Raw genomic sequence first — 24,476 nt, forward strand, 5'->3', positions numbered from 1 at the left:
GCGCTATTTGCAGCTACAGCTTTGCGACCTTTCAAGAGGATGCTGGACAGGGGGCGGGCATGGCAAATTTCTTCAACGTGGTGGGTAGCCAGACCATCGTGGCGGGCAATGAAAAGGACCAGTTCTTCGCCTTCACCCGCCTCGCCAATCTGGATATGGTGCGCCCCGACGCGGTGCTGGCGCAGCTCGTCTGGAACTCCGGAATCCTCACCGGCAGCGGTCCGGCCTATCAACTGACCGCGACGAATATCCAGATTTCCATGGACATGCTGATGGGCGGCGCGGGAACCGACGTCATCTACGGGTCCAATCTGGCCGACGCGATCTTCTACAATAATGGCGCGATTTCCGGCGGTTTCGGCAGTTTCGACAATATCGAGCAGTTCTGGCTGGGCGACGGCGACGACATCATAGACCTGACGGCGCACGGCGCGGGCGGCATCGACTATGCGAAGGACGTATTGGTCCAGGCGGGGCTGGGCAATGACGTCATCATCGGCGGCGCGGGCAAGGACAATCTGCAGGGCGACGGCGGCAACGACATCATCTTCGGCTGGCGCGGCAGCGACACCATATCGGGCGGAGCGGGCGACGACCTGCTCTATGGCGACGATCTGGGCTTCAACGGCATCGCCGGGGACGACACGATCGACGGCGGCACGGGCAACGACATCCTCTATGGCGGCCGCGGCAGCGACAAGATGACCGGCGGCGATGACGACGATATCCTCTACGGTCAGGCGGGCGGCGACAATCTGTCGGGCGGGAGCGGCAACGACACGCTTTATGGCGACGATGACGACACCAACAGCAACGACACGCTGAACGGCGATGCGGGCAACGACCGGCTCTATGGCGGCGCGGGCAATGACGAATTATATGGCGGCACGGGCGACGACCTGATCGATGGCGGCACCGGCAACGACTATATGCATGGCGGCGCCGGTAACGACACCATCCTGGCGGGCGCGGGCAGCGACGTGATCGACGGCAGCGCCGATATCGACACCATCGTCTTTTCCGGCAACCGGATGGACTATGCCTTCACGCTGCAAACCGACGGCAGCTTCATCGCGGTCGACCAGCGCGCCGGATCGCCCGAAGGCAGCAAGACGATCCGCAATGTCGAGTTCTTCCAGTTCGCGGACATGACGACGCCCTCGACGGCACTCAACGCGCCGCCGGTCATTACATCGAACGGCGGCGGCGCGAGCGCGGCGCTGGCCATCGATGAGAACGGCACGGCGGTCACCACCGTCGCCGCGACCGATCCCGACGCCGGGCAGACCGTGGGCTTTTCCATCGTCGGCGGCGACGATGCCGCGCTGTTCGCCATCGATGCCGCGACGGGCGAGTTGCGCTTCATCGTCCCGCCCAATTTCGAGAGTCCGGCCGATGCCGATGGCGACAATGTCTATCAACTGACCGTCGCCGCCAATGACGGCAATGGCGGGGTGGACATGCAGACGCTGTCCGTGACCGTGCGCGACGTGCCGGACGGTTTTGCGCCGGTCATCACCTCCAATGGCGGGGGCGCTTCGGCGGCGATCACGGTCGATGAGAATGCGACCGCGGTTACCGGCGTGACGGCGACGGACGCCGACGGGCCGTCGATCCTCTATTCGATTGTCGGTGGGGCGGACGCCGCGCTGTTCGCCATCGATGCGACGACCGGAGCGCTCAGCTTCCAGACCGCGCCCGACCATGAAGCGCCCACCGACGCGGATCACGACAATGTCTATGACGTGATCGTGCAGGCCAGCGACGGCACCAACAGCGACCAGCAGACGCTGTCCGTCACCATCGCCAACCTCAACGACAATGCGCCCGTGCTGACATCCTATGGCGGGGCGGCTTCCGCGACCTTGTCGGTGGCGGAGAACAGCCTGATCGCCGCCATGGTGCAGGCCAGCGACGCCGATGGAACCGCGCTCAGCTACAGCATCAGCGGCGGCGCGGACGCGGCGCTGTTCACCATCGACGCGGCGACCGGCGCGCTGAGCTTCCAGACCGCGCCCGATTATGAAGCGCCCGGCGACAGCGATGGCGACCGCATCTACAATGTGATCGTCAGCGCCAGCGACGGCGCCAGCATCGTCGCGCAGACCCTGGCGATCACCGTCACCAACCTCAACGACAATGCGCCGGTCATCACCTCCAATGGCGGGGGCGCTTCGGCGGCGATCGTCATGGCGGAAAATGCCGGGGCCGTGACGGTCGTGACCGCCACCGACGCCGACGGCACGACGCCCGGCTTTGCCATATCGGGCGGAGCGGACGCGGCGCTGTTCACCATCGACGCAGTGACGGGCGCGCTGTCCTTCATCAATCCGCCCGATTTTGAAAACCGGCTCGATGCCGATGGCGACGGCATTTATCAGGTGACGGTCCGCGCGACCGACGGCAGCAATGCCGACGACCAGTTGCTGTCCATCACCATTACCGACGTGGTGGAGGGCGGGAAGACCATCACCGGCTCCTCCGGCAACAACCTCATCAACCCGACGACGACCGTGCTCGCCTATCAGACGACCGCGCTCAACGACACCATCCATGCACTGGCGGGCAACGACACGATCGATGGCGGCGCGGGCGCGGATTATATGGATGGCGGCGCGGGCAACGATATTTTCTACGTCGACACCTTTTCGGACGACGGCTTTGCCGGGAATGACGATCAGGTCGTCGAACTGGCGGGCGGCGGCAGCGATCTGGTCAATGCCTCGGTCAGCTATCGCCTGGCCGCCAATGTCGAGAAATTGACCCTGACGGGCGCGGCGACGATCAACGGCTTCGGCAACGACCTTGCCAACAGCATCACCGGCAACGACGCGGCGAACCTGCTGTCGGGCGGTCTGGGCGCGGACATCCTCTACGGCATGGGCGGCGCCGACAGGCTGGAAGGCGGGGATGACAATGACAATCTGTTCGGCGGCGACGGCAATGATGTGCTGACCGGCGGCGCGGGCGACGATTATCTGGATGGCGGCACGGGCGCCGACAGCATGACCGGGGGGCTGGGCAACGACAACTATATCGTCGATAGCTGGTCCGATGACGGCAACGGCGCCAATGACGACCTGATCTTCGAACTGGCGGGCGAAGGCACCGATCAGGTCAACGCCTCCGTCAGCTACAGGCTGGCGGCGGAGATCGAGAAGCTGGTGCTGACCGGCTCCGACGCTATCGACGGCACCGGCAATGACCTCGCCAACAGCATCACCGGCAATGGCGGCCAGAACGGCCTCTGGGGCGGTTCAGGCAACGACACCATGCTGGGCAATGGCGGCGACGACCGGCTCTATGGCGAGGATGGGCAGGACAGCCTGGACGGCGGCGCGGGCAACGACCTGCTGGATGGCGGCGCGGCGGGCGACACGCTGAAGGGCGGCGCAGGCAGCGACATGCTGATCGGCGGCGCGGGCAAGGACGCGCTGACCGGCGGGACCGAGGCGGACATGTTCATCTTCAACCGCGGCGACACGACGCTCAACACCGCGAGCTATGACCGGATCACCGATTTCAAGACCAGCGAGGGCGACCGCATCGATCTCGACTTCCTGAACGGCAGCCTGCCGGCCGCCGATTATGCAGAGAGGGCGATCGCCACCAACAATTTTGCCGACGCGCTGGCCGCCGCCAACCCGACCGCCGGGGTCAATCATGTGACCTTCGTCGCCGGAACGACCGATGGCTGGGTTTTCTACGACGCCAATGGCGATGGGGCTTTCGAACAAAGCGTGCTGCTGCTTGGCGTCAACACGCTGGCGGGCGTGGATTCGAGCAGCTTCTTCTGACCGTCAGTTCAAATGGGCGAATTCGCCATAGCCGCCCTGGAAGAAGAGCAGCGGCTTGCCCGGCGTCTCCACTTCCAGCGCGATCACCCGGCCCAGCACGATATAATGATCGCCCGCCTCATGCACGGCTTCGAGCTGGCAGTCGATCCAGGCCACCACGCCGTCCAGGATCGGCGATCCATTGGCGGAGACATGGTGGGTCACGCCGGCGAACTTGTCGTCACCGCCCTTGGCCGCGAATTGCTGGCAAAGCGGCTTCTGGTCGCTGGCGAGGATGTTGACGCAGAATTTCCCCGCTTTCTCGATCCGGGGCCAGCTTTGCGAATTTTTCGCGGGGAAAAAGGCGACCAGCGGCGGGTCGAGCGAGACCGAGGTGAAAGATCCGACCACCATGCCGGTCGGCGCCTGGCTGTCCTCCACCGCCGTCACCACGCACACGCCGGTGGGATAATGGCCCAGCACCCGGCGGAAGGTGCCACTGTCAAAGGCGACCGCTTCGCTCATGCGCACAGCCCCCGACGAGGAAGAATATCGTCACTGATCATCATCGCAGTCTCTTGTCTCGACTTGGCGCACCATGGCAAGCGAATCCCGCTGATATGTCCATAAGTTTCCCTATCATCCCCCATCCGATATTTCCCAAATCGGGTGGACGACGATCTGGCGGCGCTGCTGACCTATAGTCGAGACACTCGTGCTCCCGCAGGCGGGAGCACGAGTGTCTTCCATGCAGCGTCAGACCGCGACGCCTGCCGAAGCCAGCACCGCCAGCGTCAGCAATTCGGAAGCATTGGACGCCATGGTGGCGATCTGCACCGACTTGTCCATGCCGACCAGCATCGGCCCGATCATCGTCGCGCCGCCCAGTTCGCGCAGCAGCTTGGCCGAGATATTGGCCGACTGAAGCCCCGGCATCACCAATATGTTGGCCGGTCCGGACAGGCGGCTGAAGGGATAATTCTTCATCACCGTCGGGTTGAGCGCCGCATCGGCGGTCATTTCACCTTCGAATTCGAAGTCGACATCGCGTTCTTCCAGCATCTTCACCGCGTCGCGGACATTGTCGAGGAAGCCGCCCGGCGGGTTGCCGAAATTGGAATAGGAGAGGAAGGCGACGCGCGGATCATGGCCCATGCGCCGGGCGACCGCCACCGTGCCCTCCGCAATATCCGCCAGTTCCTGCGCCGTGGGACGCTCATTGACCGTCGTGTCGGCCAGGAATACCGTCTTGTCCTTCGTCACCAGCACATGGATGCCGAAGGGGGTGCGGCCCGCCGCCGGGTCAATCACCCGCTTGATCTCGCGCAGGGTCTGGCCGAACGGGCGGGTCATGCCGGTGATCATCGCGTCGGCATGGCCCATCTTGACCAGCAGCGAACCGAAGATGTTGCGGTCGCGGTTCACCATCCGCTCGCAATCGCGGCGCAGATAACCCCGGCGCTGGAGCCGTCCATAGAGCGTGTCGACCATATCCGGCACCAGCGGCGAATTGACGCTGTTGTGCAGTTCGAAGCTTTCCGGATCCTGCACGCCCAGTTCCTTGAGCTTGTCGTAAACATGGGCGCGCCCGACCAGCACGGGGATGCCATAGCCCAGCGTGCGGAACTGAATCGCGGCGCGCAGCACCACTTCCTCTTCCGCTTCGGCGAAGACCACACGCTTGGGATTGGCCTTCGCCACCTCATAGGCGGTGGTGAGGACCGAAGTGGTCGGGTTGAGCCGGCCTTTGAGCGACTGGCGATAGGCCGCCATGTCCGCGATAGGCCGCTGCGCGACGCCGGTTTCCATCGCCGCCTGGGCGACGGCGGACGGCACGACCTCCATCAGGCGCGGGTCGAAGGGCGCGGGGATGATGTAATCCGGCCCGAAGCTGTGCGAACGGCCATAGGCCTTGGCGACTTCCTCCGGCACCTGTTCGCGCGCGAGGTTGGCGATCGCCTTGGCGGCGGCGAGCTTCATCGGCTCGTTGATCCCGGTCGCCCGCACGTCCAGCGCGCCGCGGAAGATGAAGGGGAAGCCCAGCACATTGTTGACCTGGTTGGGATAGTCCGACCGGCCGGTGGCGACGATGGCGTCGGGGCGCACCGCCTTGGCGTCGGGCGGCGCGATTTCCGGGTCGGGATTCGCCATGGCGAAGATGATCGGCTTGTCGGCCATCGACTTCACCATGTCCTGCGTCATCGCGCCCGCGACGGACAGGCCCAGGAACACGTCGGCGCCCTTGACCGCTTCGGCCAGGGTGCGGGCGTCGGTCTTGACCGCATGGGCCGACTTCCACTGGTTCATGCCCTCTGTGCGGCCCTGGTAGATCACGCCCTTGCTGTCGCACATGATGACATTGTCATGCTGGACGCCCAGCGCCTTGATCAGTTCGGTGCAGGAGATCGACGCCGCGCCCGCGCCGTTCACCACCACCTTCATGTCCTTCATCTCGCGGCCCGTCAGCATCGCCGCGTTGATGACGCCCGCCGCCGCGATGATCGCGGTTCCGTGCTGGTCGTCATGGAAGACCGGAATGTTCATCCGTTCCTTCAGCGTCTGTTCGATGATGAAGCATTCGGGCGCCTTGATGTCTTCCAGGTTGATGCCGCCGAAGGTCGGCTCCATCAGTTCGACGGCGTCGATGAACTTGTCGACATCCTCGGTCTTGAGTTCGATGTCGATGCTGTCGACGTCGGCGAAGCGCTTGAACAGCACCGCCTTGCCCTCCATCACCGGCTTGGACGCCAGCGCGCCCAGATTGCCCAGGCCCAGGATCGCCGTGCCGTTGGAGATCACCGCGACCAGATTGCCCTTGGCGGTATAATCATAGGCGGTCGTCGGGTCTTCCGCGATGGCGCGCACAGGCACCGCGACGCCGGGCGAGTAAGCGAGGCTGAGGTCGCGCTGGGTCGCCATCGGCTTCGACGCGATGATCTCGATCTTGCCGGGGCGTCCCGTCGAGTGGAAGAACAGCGCCTCGCGCTCGGAAAATTCCACATTCGACTTGTCGGTCATGGCTGCACCCACCCCTTGTTTGGAACAATAAACTCGCCCGTAGGGCGGTCCGGCATTCAGTTCAGGCGGAGCCGAAAAGGGCGATTTTCGAGCACCGGAGCGCAGCGTACTCAAGTACGTGAGCACCGAAGCGCAGAAAATCGCGCTTTGCAGGCCCGCATGGGCTGAATGCCGAACCGCCCTAGCGGCAGGAATATCTTGTGGGCAAGTGCGAGAAGCGCAATTTTCCAGCTGTTTCCCGAAGCTCTGGTTTCCACGGATGGTTCACGCTATCCGCTGTGCCATGGCGCGAACGATCGACACATCCACGCAACAAGCCACGCCCATGATGGCGCAATATCTGTCTCTCAAGGCGGAGGCGCAGGACTGCCTGCTCTTTTACCGCATGGGCGATTTTTTCGAACTTTTCTTCGAGGATGCGAAGGCGGCGGCGGCCACGCTCGATATCGCGCTCACCAGCCGGGGCGAACATGGCGGCGCGCCGATCCCGATGTGCGGCGTGCCGGTGCACAGCGCGGAGGCCTATCTGGCGCGGCTGATCAAGGCCGGGCATCGCGTCGCCATCGCCGAACAGACCGAAACGCCCGCGCAGGCCAAGGCGCGTGGGTCCAAATCCCTCGTCGCCCGCGCCATCGTCCGCTATGTGACGGCGGGCACGCTGACCGAGGAGACGCTGCTCGACAGCCGGCGCGACAATATGCTGGTGGCGCTGGCGCAGGTGGGGGGCGAAGAGGCGGGCGAATATGGCCTGGCCGCCGCAGACATTTCGACCGGGCGCTTCGAGACGCTGACTTTGCGGGCGGCCGATATGGCCGCCGAACTGGCGCGCCTGCGGCCGAGCGAGATCGTGTTGCCGGACGGGCTGGACCTTGATCTGCCCGATTCCCACCCGTTCGACCGATCGGCCTTTTCCGGCAGCCGGGCCGAAGCGGCGCTGAAGCGTATCTTCGGGGTCGCCACTCTGGACGGATTCGGCCAGTTCGGCCGCGCCGAACTGGCGGCCATGGGCGGCCTGCTCAGCTATCTCGACCATGCGGGCAAGGGTACCCTGCCTTTCCTCGCCCCGCCCAGCGCCAAGGCCAGCGGCGCGCATGTCGCCATCGACGCCGCGACCCGCGAGAGCCTGGAAATCACCGCCACCATGAACGGCACGCGGGCGGGCAGCCTGTTGGGAGCGGTCGACCGGACCGTCACCGGCGCGGGCGCGCGCTTGCTGGCGCAGGATCTGTCCGCGCCGCTGATGGATCAGGCGGCCATCGAGGCGCGGCTGGGCCTTGTTCAACTGTTCCATGACGATAGCATGCTGCGCGACCAGTTGCGGGTGGCTTTGCGCGCTCTGCCGGACATCGGGCGCGCTCTGGGCCGCCTCGCCATGGGCAGGGGCAGTCCGCGCGATCTGGGCCAGTTGAGGGACGGGCTGGGCGAAGCGCGGCTGCTGCGCGAGCGGCTGGGACGCCTGCCCGACCAGCCGTTGCTGCTGGCCCAATTGCTTCCCTCATTGGATGGCCATGGCGCGCTGGTCGACAGCCTGTCCCGCGCCCTCGTCCCCAGCCCGCCGACCGAAACCGCCAGTGGGGGTTATATCGCGGACGGCTATGACCCGGCGCTGGATGAGCTGCGCCGTCTCGCCGGGGATGGCCGCCGCGCCATCGCCGCGCTGGAGGCGAAATATCGCGAGCAGACGGGCATCGCCTCGCTCAAGATCCGCCACAACGGCGTTCTGGGCTATCATGTCGAGGTGCCTGCCCGCGCCGCCGACCCGTTGATGCAGCCCGGCAGCGGCTTCACCCATCGCCAGACGCTGGCCGGGGTGGTGCGCTTCAATTCGGTCGACCTGCACGAACAAGCGAGCCGCGTCGCGCAGGCAGGCGCTCATGCATTGGTGGCCGAGGCCGCGCATCTGGAGGAGCTGATCGAAGCCACCCTCGCCCGCAAGGCGGAGATCGCCCGCGCCGCGGACGCCCTCGCCCGGCTCGACGTGGCGGCGGCGCTGGCCGAGCGGGCGGCGGAGGGCGGCTGGCAGCGGCCCCATTTCCTGCCCGAAGACGGCGAGGGGCCGTGCCTGGAAATCATGGGCGGCCGCCATCCGGTGGTGGAGGACGCGCTCCGCCGCGACGGTCAGCCTTTCGTCGCCAATGACTGCCGGCTGGTGACCGGGGACCGGCTATGGCTGGTGACGGGGCCGAACATGGGCGGCAAGTCCACCTTCCTGCGGCAGAACGCCATCATCGTGATTCTCGCCCAAGCGGGAGCCTATGTGCCCGCGCAGTCCGCGACCCTGACGCTGGTCGACCGATTGTTCAGCCGCGTCGGCGCATCGGACAATCTGGCGAAGGGCCGCTCGACCTTCATGGTCGAGATGGTGGAGACCGCCGCCATCCTGGCCCAGGCAACGGAGCGCAGCTTCGTCATCCTGGATGAAGTCGGGCGCGGCACGTCGACCTATGACGGGCTGGCGCTGGCATGGGCGGTGGTGGAGGCGGTGCATGAGGTCAATCGCTGCCGCTGCCTGTTCGCGACGCACTATCATGAACTGACGCGGCTGGCGGAAACCCTGTCCTCGCTCTCGCTCCACCATGTCCGGGCGCGGGAGTGGAAGGGCGATCTGGTGTTGCTGCACGAGGTGGCGGAAGGACCGGCGGATCGCAGCTACGGTCTGGCCGTGGCGCGGCTGGCCGGGCTGCCGCCTGCGGTCCTCAAGCGGGCGAAGGACGTCCTCTCCCGCCTCGAAGCGGGCAAGGCCAGGACCGGCGGCATCGCGGCTGGGCTGGACGACCTGCCCCTGTTCGCCGCCGCCACCGCGCAGGTGGAGGAAAAGGCCGATCCCCTTCGCGCCGCGCTGAACGGCATCGACGCCGACGCGCTTTCCCCCCGCGAGGCGCTCGATCAACTCTACCGCCTCAAGCAACTGGCGGCAGCCGGTCAGGAAGACTAGAAAAGCCCTATGGTCATGCAGTTTCCGAAATTGGGTTCCAGGCGCGCCATCATCGACCGGCGCGCCATTTCAGACCGCATCAACGCCCTGGCGCAGGAGCATCGCGGCGATCAGATGAAACTGCGCGGCCTGATCGTGAAGGAATTGAAGGACGCGCTGGACGCGGGGCGCGAGGATGTCGCCCATCGCCTCAGCCAGAAACCGACCCGCGGGCGGGAAGCCGTCACTGCCTTCGCTTTCCTGGTCGACCAGATTTTACGCCTGCTCTACGACGCCACCACGCACCATCTCTACCCGGCGGGCAATCGCAGCACCGGCGAGCGGATCGTGCTGATCGCGGTGGGCGGCTATGGCCGGGGCGAGATGGCGCCGCACAGCGATGTCGACATCGGCTTCATCACCCCCTGGAAGCCCACCGGCTGGACCGAGCAGGTGATCGAATCCATGCTCTATTCGCTGTGGGATCTGGGGCTGAAGGTCGGCCATAGCAGCCGGTCGATCGACGAAACCATGCGCATGGCGAAGGCGGACCTGACCGTGCGCACCGCCCTGCTGGAGGCGCGCTACATCTGGGGCGACCGGGCGCTCTATGAGGAGACGGCCACGCGTTTCGACAGCGAGATCATGCAGGGCACGGCCCGCGCCTTCGTCACCGAAAAGCTGGAGGAACGGGACGAGCGGCACAAGCGCATGGGCGACAGCCGCTATGTCGTCGAACCCAATGTGAAGGAGGGCAAGGGCGGCCTGCGCGATCTGCACACCCTGTTCTGGATCGGCAAATATGTGAACCGCGTGAAGTCGGTCGCGGAACTGGTCGATGTCGGCCTGCTGACCGAAATCGAACTGCGCCAGTTCCAGAAGGCGGAGGATTTCCTCTGGGCGGTGCGTTGCCACCTGCACATGATCACGGGCCGCGCCGAGGATCGGCTGACCTTCGACCTGCAATTGGAAACCGCCACCCGCATGCATTTCACCGGGCGCGCCGGTCGGTCGGGCGTCGAGCGGTTCATGCGCTATTATTTCCTGAACGCGAAGACGGTGGGCGACCTCACCGCCGTGTTCCTCGCCCATCTGGACGACCAGATGGCGGAACGCGGGCGGCGCTATATCCCCAGTTTCTTCCGGCGTCCCAAGAAGCTGGACGGCTTCGTGCTGGATCGCGGGCGGCTGGCGCTGCCGAGCGATGATTTCTTTCAGGACGACCCCGTGCGCCTGCTGGAAATCTTCGCGCTGGCGGACAAGCATGGTCTCGCCATCCATCCCAGCGCCATGCGCGCCGCCAGCCGCGACGCCAGCCTGATCACCGCCAAGGTGCGCCGCGATCCACGCGCCAACGCCGCCTTCATGGAGGTGCTGACCTCTCCCCGCGACCCGGAAACCGTGCTGCGCTGGATGAACGAATCGACCGTCTTCGGCCGCTTCGTCCCCGATTTCCGCCGGGTCGTGGCGCAGATGCAGTTCGACATGTACCACCATTATACGGTGGACGAACATACGATCCGCGCCGTCGGACTGCTGGCGCGGATCGAGAAGGGCGAGCTGAATCAGGATCATCCGCTGGCGGCGGACCTGATGGGCAAGCTGGTGTCGCGCCGCGTCCTCTATGTCGCGGTGCTGCTGCACGACATCGCCAAGGGGCGCGGCGGCGACCACAGCATATTGGGCGCGGAAGTGGCGGAGCATCTCTGCCCGCGCCTGGGCCTGACCCCGGCGGAGACGGAAACCGTGTCCTGGCTGGTGCTGCATCACCTGCTGATGTCCGCCACCGCCTTCAAGCGCGACCTGGCCGATTACAAGACGATCCTCGACTTCGTGGACGTGGTGCAGAGTCCGGAGCGGCTGAGGCTGCTGCTGTGCCTGACCGTGGTCGACATCCGCGCCGTGGGGCCTGGCGTCTGGAATAGCTGGAAGCGCCAGTTGCTGGGCGATCTTTATGAGTCCGCCGAGGAGTTGCTGCGCCTTGGCCACAAGCAGAAGGGCCGCGGCGAGCGGGTCACGGCCAAGCAGCACGGGCTGCGCCAGGCGCTCGGCCTGTCGGAGGCGGATTTCGCCAAGCTGAGCAGGCGCCTGCCCGAAAGCTACTGGATCGCGGAGCCGGAGGATATCCTCATCCACAATGCGCAGCATATATTGGAGGCGGGCGATTCCCCCCTCTCCATCGCCGCGCAATATTATCCGCAGCGCGGCGCGACGCTGGTGACGGTCTATGCCGCCGACCATCCGGGCCTGTTCTACCGGATCGCGGGCGCGATCCATCTGGCGGGCGGCAACATCATCGACGCGCGCATCCACACCACGCGGGACGGCGTCGCCATCGACAATTTCCTGGTGCAGGACCCGCTAGGCGGCGCTTTCCACAGCCCGGAGCAATTGACGCGCATCCGCAAGGCGATCGAGGATTCACTGGCCAACCGGCATCGCATGATCACCAAGCTGGAGGCGCGCCCCCTGCCCCGCACCCGCGCCGAAACCTTCCGCATCCAACCCAATGTGCTGATCGATAACAAGGCGTCCAACCGCTTCACCGTGATAGAGGTGAATGCGCGGGATCGCCCGGCGTTGCTGTTCAGCCTGGCCAATGCGCTGTTCCAGTCGAAGGTGACGGTGCACAGCGCCCATGTCGCCACCTATGGCGAGCGGGCGGTGGACACTTTCTACGTCACCGACCTGCTGGCCGGAAAGATCGAGAGCAAGGCGCGGCTGCAAACGCTGGAACGGCGGCTTCTGGAAGCGGCGGGAGGCGAAGTGGCGGAACTGGAGCGGGCTTGAACGCATCGCAGGAGCATGTTGCTCTAAACGATCTCCATCACGTCGCCCGGCACCAGCAACGGCAACAGGCGCAGCATATCCGCCCGCTCCACCGCCACGCATCCGGCGGTGGGTCTCCCTTCGGACAGGTGGAAGAAGATCGCGCTCCCCTGCCCCGGCACCGGCGGCGCGTCGTTATGGCCCAGAACGACGATCACATCATAGGCATCGTCGTCGCGCAGCAGATTTTCGGCGGAGAAGGCACGCGGCAGATGCACGGGCCGGTTATAGGCCGGATCGGCCACATCGTCGGACCAGCCATCCCCGTCCCGCACCCAGCGCCATGGCAGACGGATGCCCGCCGCCTCCACCTTGCCCGGCCGCAGCAACGCGCCCCGGATCGGCCAGATCCCCAGCGGCGTGCAGCCGTCCCCTTCCCGCTTGTCCGCCGCCGCGCAGGAACCGCCGCGACCGACGGTGCAGGCCATCTCGATTGCACCGAAGGAGAGACGTCCCGCGCCTGCATCGACGCGGACGACGTTCATAGCTGATGCCCGGTCCGGTCGCGCTTGGTGGCCAGATAGCGTTCATTATGCGGATTGGCGGGCAGGATGATCGGCAGCCGTTCCGCCACCTTGATTCCCGCCGCTTCCAGCCCCGTCACCTTGTTGGGATTGTTGGTGAGCAGCCGCACCTCGCCCACGCCGAGCAGGTCCAGCATCCGCGCCGCGACCGAAAAATCGCGGGCGTCGATGGCGAAACCCAGCCGCACATTGGCGTCGACCGTATCGAAACCCTGATCCTGCAAGGCATAGGCGCGCAGCTTGTTGACGAGGCCGATGCCCCGCCCTTCCTGCCGCAGATAGAGCAATATGCCCCAGGTGGAATCCGCGATCTGGTGCAGCGCTTCGTGCAATTGCGGCCCGCAATCGCATTTCAGCGACCCCAGAACATCCCCGGTCAGGCATTCGCTGTGCAGGCGGATCACCGGCGGCGACGAATCGCGCTGGCCGACGATCAGCGCCACATGCTCGCGTGGTTCGTCCGGGCTGCGGAAGGCGATGATCTCCGCGGTTTCGCTGGCCGATACCGGCAGCCTCGCCCGCGTCGCGATATCCAGATGCACGGCATCGTCATAGGCGTCGACATCGGCGGCGCCGACCTCCGCCTCGACTTCGCCGTCGACCGTGGCGAAATAGGCGGGCAATATGCCCGCGAGCCGCGCCAGCCGCAGCGCCGCCTTGGCCGCCAGCGGCGCGGCCAGCGGCTTCGCCATGAACGGGCCTTTGAGGGGCGAGGCCAGGTCCAGAACCGGGTCGGACATCGCCGTCGCGACATCGGTGTCGATCCACGGCGCCCGCGCCACCAGCACCGGCATGTCGGGATCGGCAGCCGCCAACTGGTTGGCAAGTTTCAGCGTCTGCGCCCGTGCCGCGGAGATCAGTATGTCGGCCTTCGCCGCCGGGTCGAAACCCGCAAGCGTCACCGCATCCGCCCCTTCCACCGCCATCAGCCGCAGCGCGCCGTCGGCGGCCCGGACCCGCACCGGCCAGCCCCGGCGTAGCGCGTCGATGGCGCGAGCGGCAGCGCGCGCGCCCATCAGAAGGCGAATTCCGTGACGATCGGGATATGGTCGGACGGCTTGCCCCAGTTGCGCGCCGGTTCGACCACGCGATGGCCGATCGCCTTGCCCGCCACATCCCTGGTCATCCACATATGGTCCAGCCGCCGACCGCGATCCGATTCCGCCCAGTCCTTGGCGCGATAGCTCCACCAGGTATAAAGCCGCTGCGGCGCGGGATAGAAATGGCGGCCGATATCGACCCAGTCATTCGACGCCTGCAACCGCGCCAATATCTCGCACTCGATGGGCGTATGGCTGACCACGTTCAGCAACTGCTTGTGGCTCCACACATCGCATTCCATCGGCGCGATGTTGAAATCGCCGGTCAATATGGTCGGCTTGTCCTCCAGCCCAGAGGACCATTGGATCATGCGCTCCAGGAAATCGAGCTTCTGCCCGAATTTCGGATTCACCTCCCGGTCTGCGATGTCGCCGCCAGCCGGGACATAGACATTTTCGATCCTGACCCCATTGTCCAGCCGCACGCCGACATGGCGCGCTTCGCCATTGGCCTGCCAGTCGAACCGGTCGTCCTCATGAATCGGCACCTTGGACATGATCGCCACGCCATGGTGCATCCGCTGTCCATTCAGCACCTGATGGACATAGCCCAGTTGCCGGAACATCGCGGCGGGGAAAATCTCGTTCACCACCTTGGTTTCCTGAAGACAGAGGATGTCGGGCGCTTCCTCCGTCAGGAAGCGCTCCACGATATCGAGCCGGGCACGGACACTGTTGATATTCCACGAGGCGATGCTGAGTGTCTGGGACATGCTGATCCACTAAGACCCTCCGCCCTCCTACGCAAGGGCGACAAGAACGGACCGTTTGGGCGGGGATTAGGCCCAGGGTGGAGCGAAAATAGTGGAATTCGAGAACCGGCGCGCAGCGACCTTAAAGGTCGTGAGTACCGGAAGCGCAGAAAGCCGCTATTTGCAGCCCTCCCTGGGCCTAATCCTCGCCCAAACAAAAAGACCCCCGCTCCGGGGGCATGGAACGGGGGCCTCGATCGCGCCCTTGAAGCGCTTTGCGGCGGGAGCGGGCTTCCGGGTAACAGGGGGGAAATCCCGGTTTCGTCTCTCGCCGTGGAGTTCTTTCTAGGGTTCGCGATATGAGCCTCAGATGAACGGTTTTGAAAACTTCTCGGCCCGTCGCGTCTGTGGCCCGCTTAACCGCCGGCCGCCCGCCCCTTGGGCCGGGGATCGGTCCAGCGGAAGGCGGAATCGGCCACCGCCACGCCGTAACGCTGGTTGGAAAGCTTCACCGCCGTCCGGTTATTCTGCGAATCCAGCGCCACCCAACCGTAAAGCTGCAAGCCCGCCGGGCTGCCCGCATCGCGTTTGAAGATCATGGTGATGGTGCCATATTCCGGCCGCCTGGGGTCGCGCGCCTGAACGCTCAGCACGGTCGGATCGCCGGTCTGGATCACCTTGCCGAATTTCGACAAGTCCTTCGACGGGTCGATCAGCGCGCCCAGCGGCGAATTGCCGATCGGCCAGCGCTGCACCTGCCGCACTTCATAATCGATCATGGTCAGCGCCTTGCCGTCGCCCACGATCAGCAGCGGTACGCCCTTCTGATATTGGAAGCGGATCTTGCCCGGCTGTTTGATGGTAAGCTGGCCGGTCAGCGTCTGGCCGTTGCGGTCGGTCTGGGCGAAGTCGGCGGTCATGGTGGTGACGGCGCGGATATAGGCGTTCACCTTCGACAGGTCGGACCGGTCCGCCTGCGCGGCCGCCGGGATCATCGGCACGAGGACCGGCACGGCGGCCAGCGTCAGGGTGAGGGGCGCAAGGATGCGCTTCATGCAGTCATCTCCGGTTGTTCAGGATGAGGAGCTTAGGTGGCAGGGCTTGAACCCGCTGTGAACCCACTCGTTCCGCCAAGGCAATGGAGTCCAATCCGGAAACGGGAAGGGGGAGAGCGGCATGGCCGCTCAATCCCCCTCTGCTTCCGCTTCGCCAGTGCCGGTCTTTCCGGCGGCCCCTCTCCCAAGTTTATTTTTTAGGCGCTGCGGTAAGCGGCTTCTGCTTAGACCGGTGCGAGGACAAAAAAAAGGCTGATCCGAAGACCAGCCTGAAAGTTTTTAGGAGAGGATGCCTGAAAGGCAGGGCCTTCTTCGGCCAAATCGATCCTCGCTGCAAATGCGAAGAACCGAATGACGATTGCACGAAACGCAATCATGCCCGGAAATCATGGATTTTTGCGGGGCGGCCGGGCTTTTACGGGGATGCAACAGCCCAAGGCGCCACGCAAAATTCCGTTTCAGAGCAAAATGGGCAGTGACTTTTTCGCATCAGGCCAAATGAAATTTTTTCAAGCCCCTTGCGTCAAAGCGGGTTGCCGCTCTCGTCGCGCAGCACTTCGCGACGGCCGACATGGTTGGGCGGACCCACCAGCCCCTGCTCCTCCATCTGCTCGATCAGGCGGGCGGCGCTGTTATAGCCGATGCGCAATTGCCGCTGGAGCCAACTGGTCGACGCCTTCTGATTTTCGAAGACGAGCTGGCAGGCCTTGCGGAAAAGCTGCGCATCCGGGCTGTCGTCGCCCAGGTCGACGCCGTCCAGTGCAAAGCTGCCTTCCTCCGGTTCCTCGGTGACGGCGGCGATATAGTCGGGCTGGCCCTGGGCGCGCCAGTGATCCGCCACCACCCGCACCTCATCGTCGGACACGAAAGGTCCGTGGACGCGCATCAGCCCCTTGCCGCCGTGCATATAGAGCATGTCGCCCTTGCCCAATAGCTGCTCGGCGCCCTGCTCGCCCAAAATGGTGCGGCTGTCGATCTTCGACGTCACGAAGAAGCTGATGCGGGTCGGCAGGTTCGCCTTGATGACGCCGGTGATGACGTCGACCGAGGGACGCTGCGTCGCGAGGATCAGGTGGATGCCCGCGGCGCGCGCCTTTTGCGCAAGCCGCTGGATCAGGAATTCGACTTCCTTGCCCGCCGTCATCATCAGGTCGGCCAGTTCGTCCACCACCACCACGATCTGCGGCAGCGGCTGGAAATCGAGCTGCTCCTCCTCATAGATCGGCTTGCCGGTTTCGGGATCGTAGCCGGTCTGGACGCGGCGGCCGAGGGGCTTGCCCTTGGCCTTCGCGGCGCGGACTTTCTCATTGTAATTGGCCAGATTGCGGACGGAGATCGACGCCATCATGCGATAGCGATCCTCCATCTGCTCCACCGCCCATTTGAGCGCGCGGATCGCCTTGGCAGGCTCGGTCACAACCGGGGACAGCAGATGCGGGATGTCGTCATAGGTCGACAGTTCCAGCATCTTCGGATCGATCATGATCAGGCGCAACTGATCCGGCGTCATGCGATAGAGCAGCGACAGGATCATGGCGTTGAGGCCGACCGACTTGCCCGAACCGGTGGTGCCCGCGATCAGCAGATGCGGCATGGGCGCCAGATCGGCGATGATCGGTTCGCCCGATATATTCTTGCCCAGGATGATCGGCAGGGTCGCTTCGTGCCCGAACTGCTCGCTGATTATGAGTTCGCGGAAAGACACGCCCTCCCGGTTCGCGTTGGGCAGTTCGATGCCGATCACCGTGCGCCCCGGAATCGTCGCCACGCGGGCGGAGAGCGCCGACATGTTGCGGGCGATGTCGTCGGCCAGCGCGATGACGCGGCTCGCCTTGATGCCCGGCGCGGGTTCCAGTTCATACATGGTGACGACCGGGCCGGGTCGGACCTCGACGATATTGCCCTTCACATGGAAATCGTCGAGCACGCTCTCCAGCAGACGCGCATTGCGTTCCAGCGCGGCCTTGTCGATCTTCGCGCCCTGGCTGGCGGGAATCGGATTCAGCAGGTCGGGCGAGGGCAGGGAGCTGTTGCCGAACAGGTCATCCTGGCTGACCGGCGCCATGGAGCGCTGCACCGGGGCGGGCTTGGGCGTCTGGATGTTGATCGGCGGCTTGGGTTCGTTGCTGACGGTCTTGCGCGGCGTTGCGACGCGCTCGAAAACATCGTCCTCCTCATCCGCATCGACGACCGGCGCGGGCCCGGCCAGGGCGAAAGCGGGTTTCGGCAAGGCCAGACGGGGCAGCGAGGGCCTGCGCAATGCGATGATCGGCTTTTCCAGCGCCAGGCTGCGATACCAGCAGACAATGCCCGCGATCAGCGTGAGCGCGATCAAGATGCCGGTGATCCACCCTTGCGCGGCGGGGGCCTGCGCGGTCAGGCTCATGACGCCCTTGGCCGTCGCCAGCGCGATGATGCCGCCCCATCCGGCGGGCAGGCCGACCAGCGGATTGGTCTGGAACAGCGCCAGGGCGATGCCGATCAGCGCGATGCCGGCGAAGCATTTGCCGAACTGCGCCTTCCACCCGCTCATATCCTGATCGCCCCACAGCCGCCGCGCCGTGATCGCCATCAGCGGCAGCACCAGCGCCACCGGCACGCCCAGCAGCCAGAGCAGGAAATCCGCCACCCATGCGCCGGGCGCCTGCATGATATTCTGCACATGGTCGCCCGCCACCGTGTTCATCGACGGATCGCTCGGCTGATAGCTGAGCAGCGCCAGAGCGAGGAACAGGGTCGCCAGGATCAACGCGATCGATCCGATCAGCGCACCGCTGCGGATCAGGCTGCGTTTCAGCATTTCGCGCCACTCCGGCGTGTGCTTGGCTCCGCGGCTGACAGCCATGGCAAGTCCTTGTCCCCTAAATGTTCCGTGCGGGGACAATGCGCCGGGCGGGGAGTCCCCGTCAAGAGTCCCGCCCTTCGGCTCGTCCCGTCGACTCCGTAACATTCCTTATGTCGATGAACGGCGGGTCGGCGCAAAAGCCGTCCGAAAGGAGACTTCGCCATGATCGCAACCTTCTATCCCGCCCTTGTCGTCGTCGCTTTAAGCGCCTTCACCGCCGTCCTGCTGGGGGTCAGCATACAGGATGCGCTGACGCGAGGGCGCTGAGCGCTTCGGGAATGACGAACAGATCCTCCAGATAGAGGCGCGGTCGCGCCTTCACCTTATGCGACAGCTTTTCATAGTCGGCCAGTGCAAGAATGAAGTCGTGAATTGTCGCGATGTCGGCAGGAGCGGCATCGCGGATGGTGGCGGGCATGTCTTTCCCTTCAGGCGACGGACGGTTCGACATGGGCCGCTTCGGCCGAACCGGTGCGGGCCGTGATCAGGCAGCCCGCGACGATCAGCAGCGCGCCAATGACCGTCGTCAGGGCCAACCGGTCGCCAAAGACCAGCCAGCCGATGATCGCGGCCCAGAGGAAGGCGGTATATTCCACCGGAATCAGAAGCTGCGCCTCTGCCCGCGCATAGGCCCAGGCGAGCGCGGCCAGCGAGGTGAAGGCCAGGGTCGCGGAAAGGACGATCAACGCCCATGACCCGACCTGCGGCACGACCGGCATCCATCGGGCGGCCCCGGCAAAGAGCGCGAACACGCCCAGCATCACGATATGCTGGAAGAAGGCGACCTCTATGGGAGAGGCCAGTTGCGCCTGTTGCCGCTGGAGGATGAGATTCCAGGCGAACAGCACCGCCGAAACCAGCACCGCGCCCGCGCCCAGCAGCGCATTCGCGTCATAATCGCCCTGCAAGCGCCCGAACAGGATCACCGCCACGCCGACCAGCCCCAGCAGCGATGCGCCGATGGCCTGCCGCCCGATCTTTTCCTTCAGCAGCAGGGCGGCGAGATAGAGCGCGACCAGCGGCGCGATGAAGGACAGGGCGATGGCTTCGGCCAGCGGCAACCGCATGATCGCCCAGAAGAACAGGCTGGCCATCACCGCGACGACCGCGCCGCGCAGCAGGTGCAGCCGCAGCACGGCCCGGTTCGGCCAGCGCTGCCGCGTCAGCAGCATCAGCCCCAGCCCCAGCAGGCTGCCCGCCAGCGCGCGCCAGAACAGCGCGTTGAACAGGCCGATGGAGAGGCTCAAACCCTTCATCGCCGCATCCATCACGGAAAACAGCGCGACCCCCAGGCAACAGACCGCGAAGGGGATGGCGAAGGAGCGGGGCGTATCCATGGAAGGAAAGCGGCTTATTCCGCCGCTTCCGCCTTGCCGGCGTCGGTGGTGGCCGCCTCGATCTCCGCCGCCTTGGCCTCCACCAGTTGAACGATATGGTCGATCATCCCTTCGTCCTGAATCGTATGATCGGTCAGGCCGGAGAGATAGACCATATGCTTGCCCGCGCCACCGCCGGTCAGGCCGATGTCGGTCTCCCGCGCTTCGCCGGGGCCGTTCACCACGCAGCCGAGCACAGAGAGCGACAAGGGCGTGTGGATATGCTGGAGCCGTTCCTCCAGCGCCTGCACGGTGCGGATTACGTCGAAGCCCTGGCGGGCGCAACTGGGGCAGGAAATGACCTTCACGCCGCGGGTGCGGATGCCCAGCGACTTCAATATCTCGTAACCGACCCGCACTTCCTCTTCCGGCTCGGCGGAGAGGGAGACGCGGATCGTGTCGCCGATCCCGGCCCAGAGCAGGTTGCCGATGCCGATGGCGCTCTTCACCGTGCCGCCGATCAGGCCGCCCGCTTCGGTAATGCCCAGATGCAGCGGGCAATCCACCGCTTCGGCAAGCTGCATATAGGCGGCCACGGCCAGGAACACGTCGCTGGCCTTCACCGCCACCTTATAGTCGTGGAAATCCTGGTCCTGGAGCAGCTTGATATGGTCGAGCGCGCTTTCGACCAGCGCTTCCGGGCAAGGCTCGCCATATTTTTCGAGCAGATCCTTTTCGAGGCTGCCGGCGTTGACCCCGATGCGGATCGAGCAGCCGTTGGATTTGGCCGCGTCGACCACTTCCTTCACCCGCGCCTCGCTGCCGATATTGCCGGGGTTGATGCGCAGGCAGGCCGCGCCCGCATCGGCGGCTTCCAGCGCGCGCTTATAGTGGAAATGAATGTCGGCGACGATGGGGACGCGGGCGGCGCGGACGATCTGCTTGAGCGCTGCGGTCGACGCCTCGTCGGGGCAGGAGACGCGGATGATGTCCACGCCCACCTCCTCGCAGCGGCGGATCTGGTCGACGGTCGCCCTGACGTCATCGGTCGGCGTGTTGGTCATGGTCTGCACCGTGACCGGGGCGCCGCCGCCGACCGGAACATTGCCGACCATGATCTGGCGACATTGCCTGCGGGCGATGTCGCGCCAGGGGCGCAGGCCGGGATTATGGTCGGACATGAAACAGGGGCTCCGTGATGATGAAGCCCCTATAGGGATTTATTGCGTCAGTTAGAAGCGTGAGCTGTCTTGCGTTTCAGCTTTGCTGAAACGTGCGGCACCGGCCCTCGCTCCCATCAAAAGCGTGCGGTGAGCGACGCGCCGATCTGGTCCGCATTGCCGCTGGTCTGCGACAGGGTGGTCGCCGTCACCGTCGCGGGGGCGGGATAATAGCTGTCCGGACGGATGATGTTCGCCTTTTCCACGAAATTATGCGCGTAGCTGAGGTTCAGCGCGAAGGCGGGCGAGATATTGTAGGTCGCGCCAGCCGACAGCCATGTGCGGTCGCCGTCGGGAACCCGCGTCGTCAGATGCTGCGGATTGGTGGGCGAGCGGTCGAACATCGTGCCGGCGCGCAGGGTCAGGGCCGGGCTGACATCATATTCGCCGCCCAGGCTGACGCTGTAGCTGTCCTTGTAATCCAGTTCCTTGTTGCTGGTCCCGGCTGCGGAGGTGATGGCGATGCCCTTGAACTTCGACCAATTGTACCAGCGGCCGCTGATCATGGCGCGCAGCCTGGGCGTCAGGCGGTGCATGAAGCCGACCGTCACGATATCGGGCAGGTCGAGCGGCGCGGAGGCGGCGAGATCGGCATTGGCCGTGGCGATGGGGCCAAGAAGACCGGAAATGCTCTGCGTGCCGGTCAGCTTGTGCTTGACGCCAGAGCGGTAGGACAGGCCGACATTGGTGACGCCGTTGGTGTAGAACAGGCCCGCATTCCAGCCGACCGTCCAGTCGTCGCCCTTCAACCGGGCGAAGCCGTCGACCGGGGCCAGGGGCGAAAGCTGCGGCAGGGCGTTGGTCAGCGTCGCCTTCACATATTGCACGTCGACGCCGCCGCCGATGGAGACATTGTCGTTCAGCTTATAGGCGGCGCTGGACTGGATATTATAGGTTTTGAGGTTGGTGTAGAGCGAGTCATAGCGGCCGAAAAAGCCGTCGTCATAGTCCAGCTTCAGGCCGAAGGGCGCGTTGACGCCCAGGCCCAGCCACAGCCGGTCGGTCGCCTGCGCCGTCACATAGAGACTGGGGATAGGGATGACCTTTTCGAACGGCTGGCCGCCGTCATTGCCCGTCACCGGCAGCCGAGCGCCGGGCAGGGTCGGGACGGTGCGATAGGTGCCGCGATTGGCCTGATGCGCCGACGCCATCAGCGCGATGCCGCCGATGGAGGTCTGGACGCCCGGCAACTCCGTCATGGCGGCGGGGTTGAAATAGATGGCGGACGGATCATCCGCCGCCGCGCCCGCCCCGGCGAGCGCGCGGCCGGTTTCCTTGGGCGACTGTTCCTGCAGGTAGAATCCGCCCGCAAAAGCCGGAACAGGCACCGCCAATGCACCCGATAGCAACAGACTGGCGATGATGGGACGGCGCAAAGGCATGATGATTCCTCTTCTGAAACGCGATTTAGGCAAAGTGGCTTCCGCCAGAGAATGATCCCCCGTGAGCCATGCCCTTATAAGCATTATGGTTAAATAATCGTTCGGAAAGCCCTAATTTGCGCGGGTTTCCGCAGGCTGCGCGCCCAAAGGCGCAACGACGCTACGGCATGAAGCGGAAACGGCGCTTTGCGAAAGGCAAAAAAAAAGCCGCCCCGGAGGACGGCTTGAAAGTTTTAGGAGAGGATGCCTGAAAGGCCCGTTCCTTTTGCGGTGCAACGATAATTCCCGCAAATGCGAAATGCTCATGGACAATTGCGTTTCATGCAATCGTCATGCTCATGCCTGATTTCCGTAAAGGAAAAGCGGCGTCCGATCCTGGCATTTTTCGGGACGCCTGGGCCATCGAAACGCCTTTCAGGGCCGAATCACGCCCGAATCGGCCAATTGCGCGTCGATGGCCGTGATCAGCCGCTCCAGCGACGGCGCATCCTTCGCCTCGGCCCGTACAACGAGCGAATCCTGCGTGTTGGAGGCACGCAGCAACCACCAGCCATCGGCGGTGCTCACCCGCAGACCGTCGGTTTGATCGACCGTCGCCCCGGCCGCCGCCAGTCGGGCGCGCACTTCATCCACCACGGCGAATTTGCGGCTCTCTTCCACCGGAAAGCGGATTTCCGGCGTGTTGGCCATGTCCGGCATTTCGTCGCGCAGGGCGGTGACGCTGCGGCGCAGCCGGGTCAGACCCCGGATCAGGCGCACCGCCGCATAAAGCCCGTCGTCAAAGCCGTAATATTCGTCCGCGAAGAAGATATGGCCGGTCATCTCCCCGCCCAGCGGCGCGGCAATCTCCTTCATTTTGGACTTGATGAGGCTGTGGCCGGTCTTCCACATCAGCGGCTGTCCGCCCAGCGCGGCGATGCGGTCGAACAAGGCCTGGCTGGCCTTCACATCCGCGACGATCGTCGCATTCGGGCGGTTTTTCAGCACCAGTTCGGCGAAGATGCCGAGCAACTGGTCGCCCCAGATCACCCGGCCCCTGCCGTCGACCACGCCGATCCGGTCGCCGTCCCCGTCGAAAGCCATTCCGAAATCGAGCTTCTTGGAGCGGACAAGCGCCTTCAGGTCGGCCAGATTCGCCTCGACAGTGGGATCGGGGTGATGATGGGGAAAATGTCCGTCTATCTGGGTGAAAAGCACATGATGCTCACCTGGCAGGAGCTTGACGAGCTTGTCCACCACAGGACCGGCGGCGCCGTTGCCCGCGTCCCAGCCGATGCGCCAGGCGGCGCCGTCGAATCCCTCCACCAGCCGGGCGGCATAGCGGTCCATGATGGCGACGGTCCCGACCCGGCCCCTGCCTTCGCTCCCGGCCTCGATCCAGTCGCCAGCCGCAGCCATGGCCCCCAGATTCGCGATGTCCGGCCCAAAAAAGGCATTATGGCCAAGCACCAGCTTGAAGCCATTATGGTCGGTGGGATTGTGGCTGCCGGTTATCTGAATGCCGCCGTCCACATCCAGGACCGCTTCGGCATAATAGAGCATGGGCGTCGGGCCGAGGCCTATGCGCACGACATCGGCGCCCGAATCCTGAAGGCCCTGCACGACGGCCTGTTCCAGCGCCGGGGAACTCAGCCGCCCGTCATAGCCGACCGCGACCCTTGATCCGCCCGCCCGTTTGACGACGGTCCCGAAACTGCGCCCGACGGCATAGGCATCCGCCTCTCCCAGAGTCTGCCCGACCACCCCGCGAATGTCATATTCGCGCAGGAGCGTGGGATGGAAGCGATGGGCCATGGCATGCTCTC

Annotated in this window: 14 protein-coding genes and 1 pseudogene; 3 read left to right on the forward strand and 12 right to left on the reverse strand. The window is 64.9% G+C overall.

The window, feature by feature from the left end:
• Positions 1–59: 59 nt before the first annotated feature.
• Positions 60–3,797, forward strand: coding sequence for a cadherin domain-containing protein (locus NUH86_RS24740; protein ID WP_323748990.1), 3,738 nt, complete (start codon positions 60–62; stop codon positions 3,795–3,797).
• A gap of 3 nt (positions 3,798–3,800) precedes the next feature.
• Here NUH86_RS24740 and NUH86_RS13775 read toward each other — a convergent pair whose 3' ends face one another.
• Positions 3,801–4,301 carry a flavin reductase family protein gene (locus NUH86_RS13775; RefSeq protein WP_267250022.1) on the reverse strand — a complete coding sequence of 167 codons (501 nt, stop codon included), beginning with the start codon at positions 4,299–4,301 and terminating at the stop codon, positions 3,801–3,803.
• A gap of 231 nt (positions 4,302–4,532) precedes the next feature.
• On the reverse strand, positions 4,533–6,794 hold the full coding sequence (locus tag NUH86_RS13780; RefSeq protein WP_267250023.1) for an NADP-dependent malic enzyme: 2,262 nt from the start codon (positions 6,792–6,794) through the stop codon (positions 4,533–4,535).
• Positions 6,795–7,077: 283 nt separating this feature from the next.
• On the opposite strand from NUH86_RS13780, the gene mutS reads away from it, so the two are divergent.
• Together mutS and NUH86_RS13790 are read left to right on the forward strand one after the other, a co-directional pair.
• Positions 7,078–9,729 carry a DNA mismatch repair protein MutS gene (mutS, locus tag NUH86_RS13785; protein WP_267250024.1) on the forward strand — a complete coding sequence of 884 codons (2,652 nt, stop codon included), beginning with the start codon at positions 7,078–7,080 and terminating at the stop codon, positions 9,727–9,729.
• A 9-nt stretch (positions 9,730–9,738) separates the two neighbouring features.
• Positions 9,739–12,498 (forward strand): [protein-PII] uridylyltransferase, encoded by a 2,760-nt coding sequence (locus NUH86_RS13790; RefSeq protein ID WP_267250025.1) that lies wholly within the window; start codon positions 9,739–9,741, stop codon positions 12,496–12,498.
• A 23-nt stretch (positions 12,499–12,521) separates the two neighbouring features.
• Here NUH86_RS13790 and NUH86_RS13795 read toward each other — a convergent pair whose 3' ends face one another.
• From NUH86_RS13795 to pgmG, 10 genes and pseudogenes are all read right to left on the reverse strand, one after another.
• Positions 12,522–13,022 (reverse strand): L,D-transpeptidase family protein, encoded by a 501-nt coding sequence (locus NUH86_RS13795; RefSeq protein WP_267250026.1) that lies wholly within the window; start codon positions 13,020–13,022, stop codon positions 12,522–12,524.
• Positions 13,019–14,077, reverse strand: a complete 1,059-nt coding sequence (gene ribA / locus NUH86_RS13800; protein WP_267250027.1) for a GTP cyclohydrolase II — start codon at positions 14,075–14,077, stop codon at positions 13,019–13,021. The genes NUH86_RS13795 and ribA overlap by 4 nt, the downstream gene beginning before the upstream one ends.
• Positions 14,077–14,874, reverse strand: a complete 798-nt coding sequence (xth, locus tag NUH86_RS13805) for an exodeoxyribonuclease III (protein ID WP_267250028.1) — start codon at positions 14,872–14,874, stop codon at positions 14,077–14,079. The genes ribA and xth overlap by 1 nt, the downstream gene beginning before the upstream one ends.
• 395 nt (positions 14,875–15,269) lie before the next feature.
• Positions 15,270–15,908, reverse strand: coding sequence for a LolA family protein (locus tag NUH86_RS13810; protein WP_267250029.1), 639 nt, complete (start codon positions 15,906–15,908; stop codon positions 15,270–15,272).
• Between the two features lie 523 nt (positions 15,909–16,431).
• Positions 16,432–18,753, reverse strand: a complete 2,322-nt coding sequence (locus NUH86_RS13815) for an FtsK/SpoIIIE family DNA translocase (RefSeq protein ID WP_267250030.1) — start codon at positions 18,751–18,753, stop codon at positions 16,432–16,434.
• Between the two features lie 268 nt (positions 18,754–19,021).
• Positions 19,022–19,171: pseudogene (locus NUH86_RS13820) on the reverse strand (N-acetyltransferase); the annotation flags it as partial.
• Between the two features lie 10 nt (positions 19,172–19,181).
• Positions 19,182–20,090 carry a DMT family transporter gene (locus tag NUH86_RS13825; RefSeq protein WP_267250031.1) on the reverse strand — a complete coding sequence of 303 codons (909 nt, stop codon included), beginning with the start codon at positions 20,088–20,090 and terminating at the stop codon, positions 19,182–19,184.
• Positions 20,091–20,104: 14 nt separating this feature from the next.
• Positions 20,105–21,250: a flavodoxin-dependent (E)-4-hydroxy-3-methylbut-2-enyl-diphosphate synthase gene (ispG, locus tag NUH86_RS13830; RefSeq protein ID WP_267250032.1), complete on the reverse strand. Its 1,146-nt coding sequence runs from the start codon at positions 21,248–21,250 to the stop codon at positions 20,105–20,107.
• Positions 21,251–21,366: 116 nt separating this feature from the next.
• A complete protein-coding gene (locus NUH86_RS13835; protein ID WP_267250033.1) occupies positions 21,367–22,671 on the reverse strand; it encodes an OmpP1/FadL family transporter in 1,305 nt (434 codons plus the stop codon).
• A 414-nt stretch (positions 22,672–23,085) separates the two neighbouring features.
• Positions 23,086–24,465 (reverse strand): phosphoglucomutase/phosphomannomutase PgmG, encoded by a 1,380-nt coding sequence (pgmG, locus tag NUH86_RS13840; RefSeq protein WP_267250034.1) that lies wholly within the window; start codon positions 24,463–24,465, stop codon positions 23,086–23,088.
• Between the last annotated feature and the right edge of the window lie 11 nt (positions 24,466–24,476).

Source organism: Sphingobium sp. JS3065 (assembly GCF_026427355.1).
Lineage (GTDB): Bacteria > Pseudomonadota > Alphaproteobacteria > Sphingomonadales > Sphingomonadaceae > Sphingobium.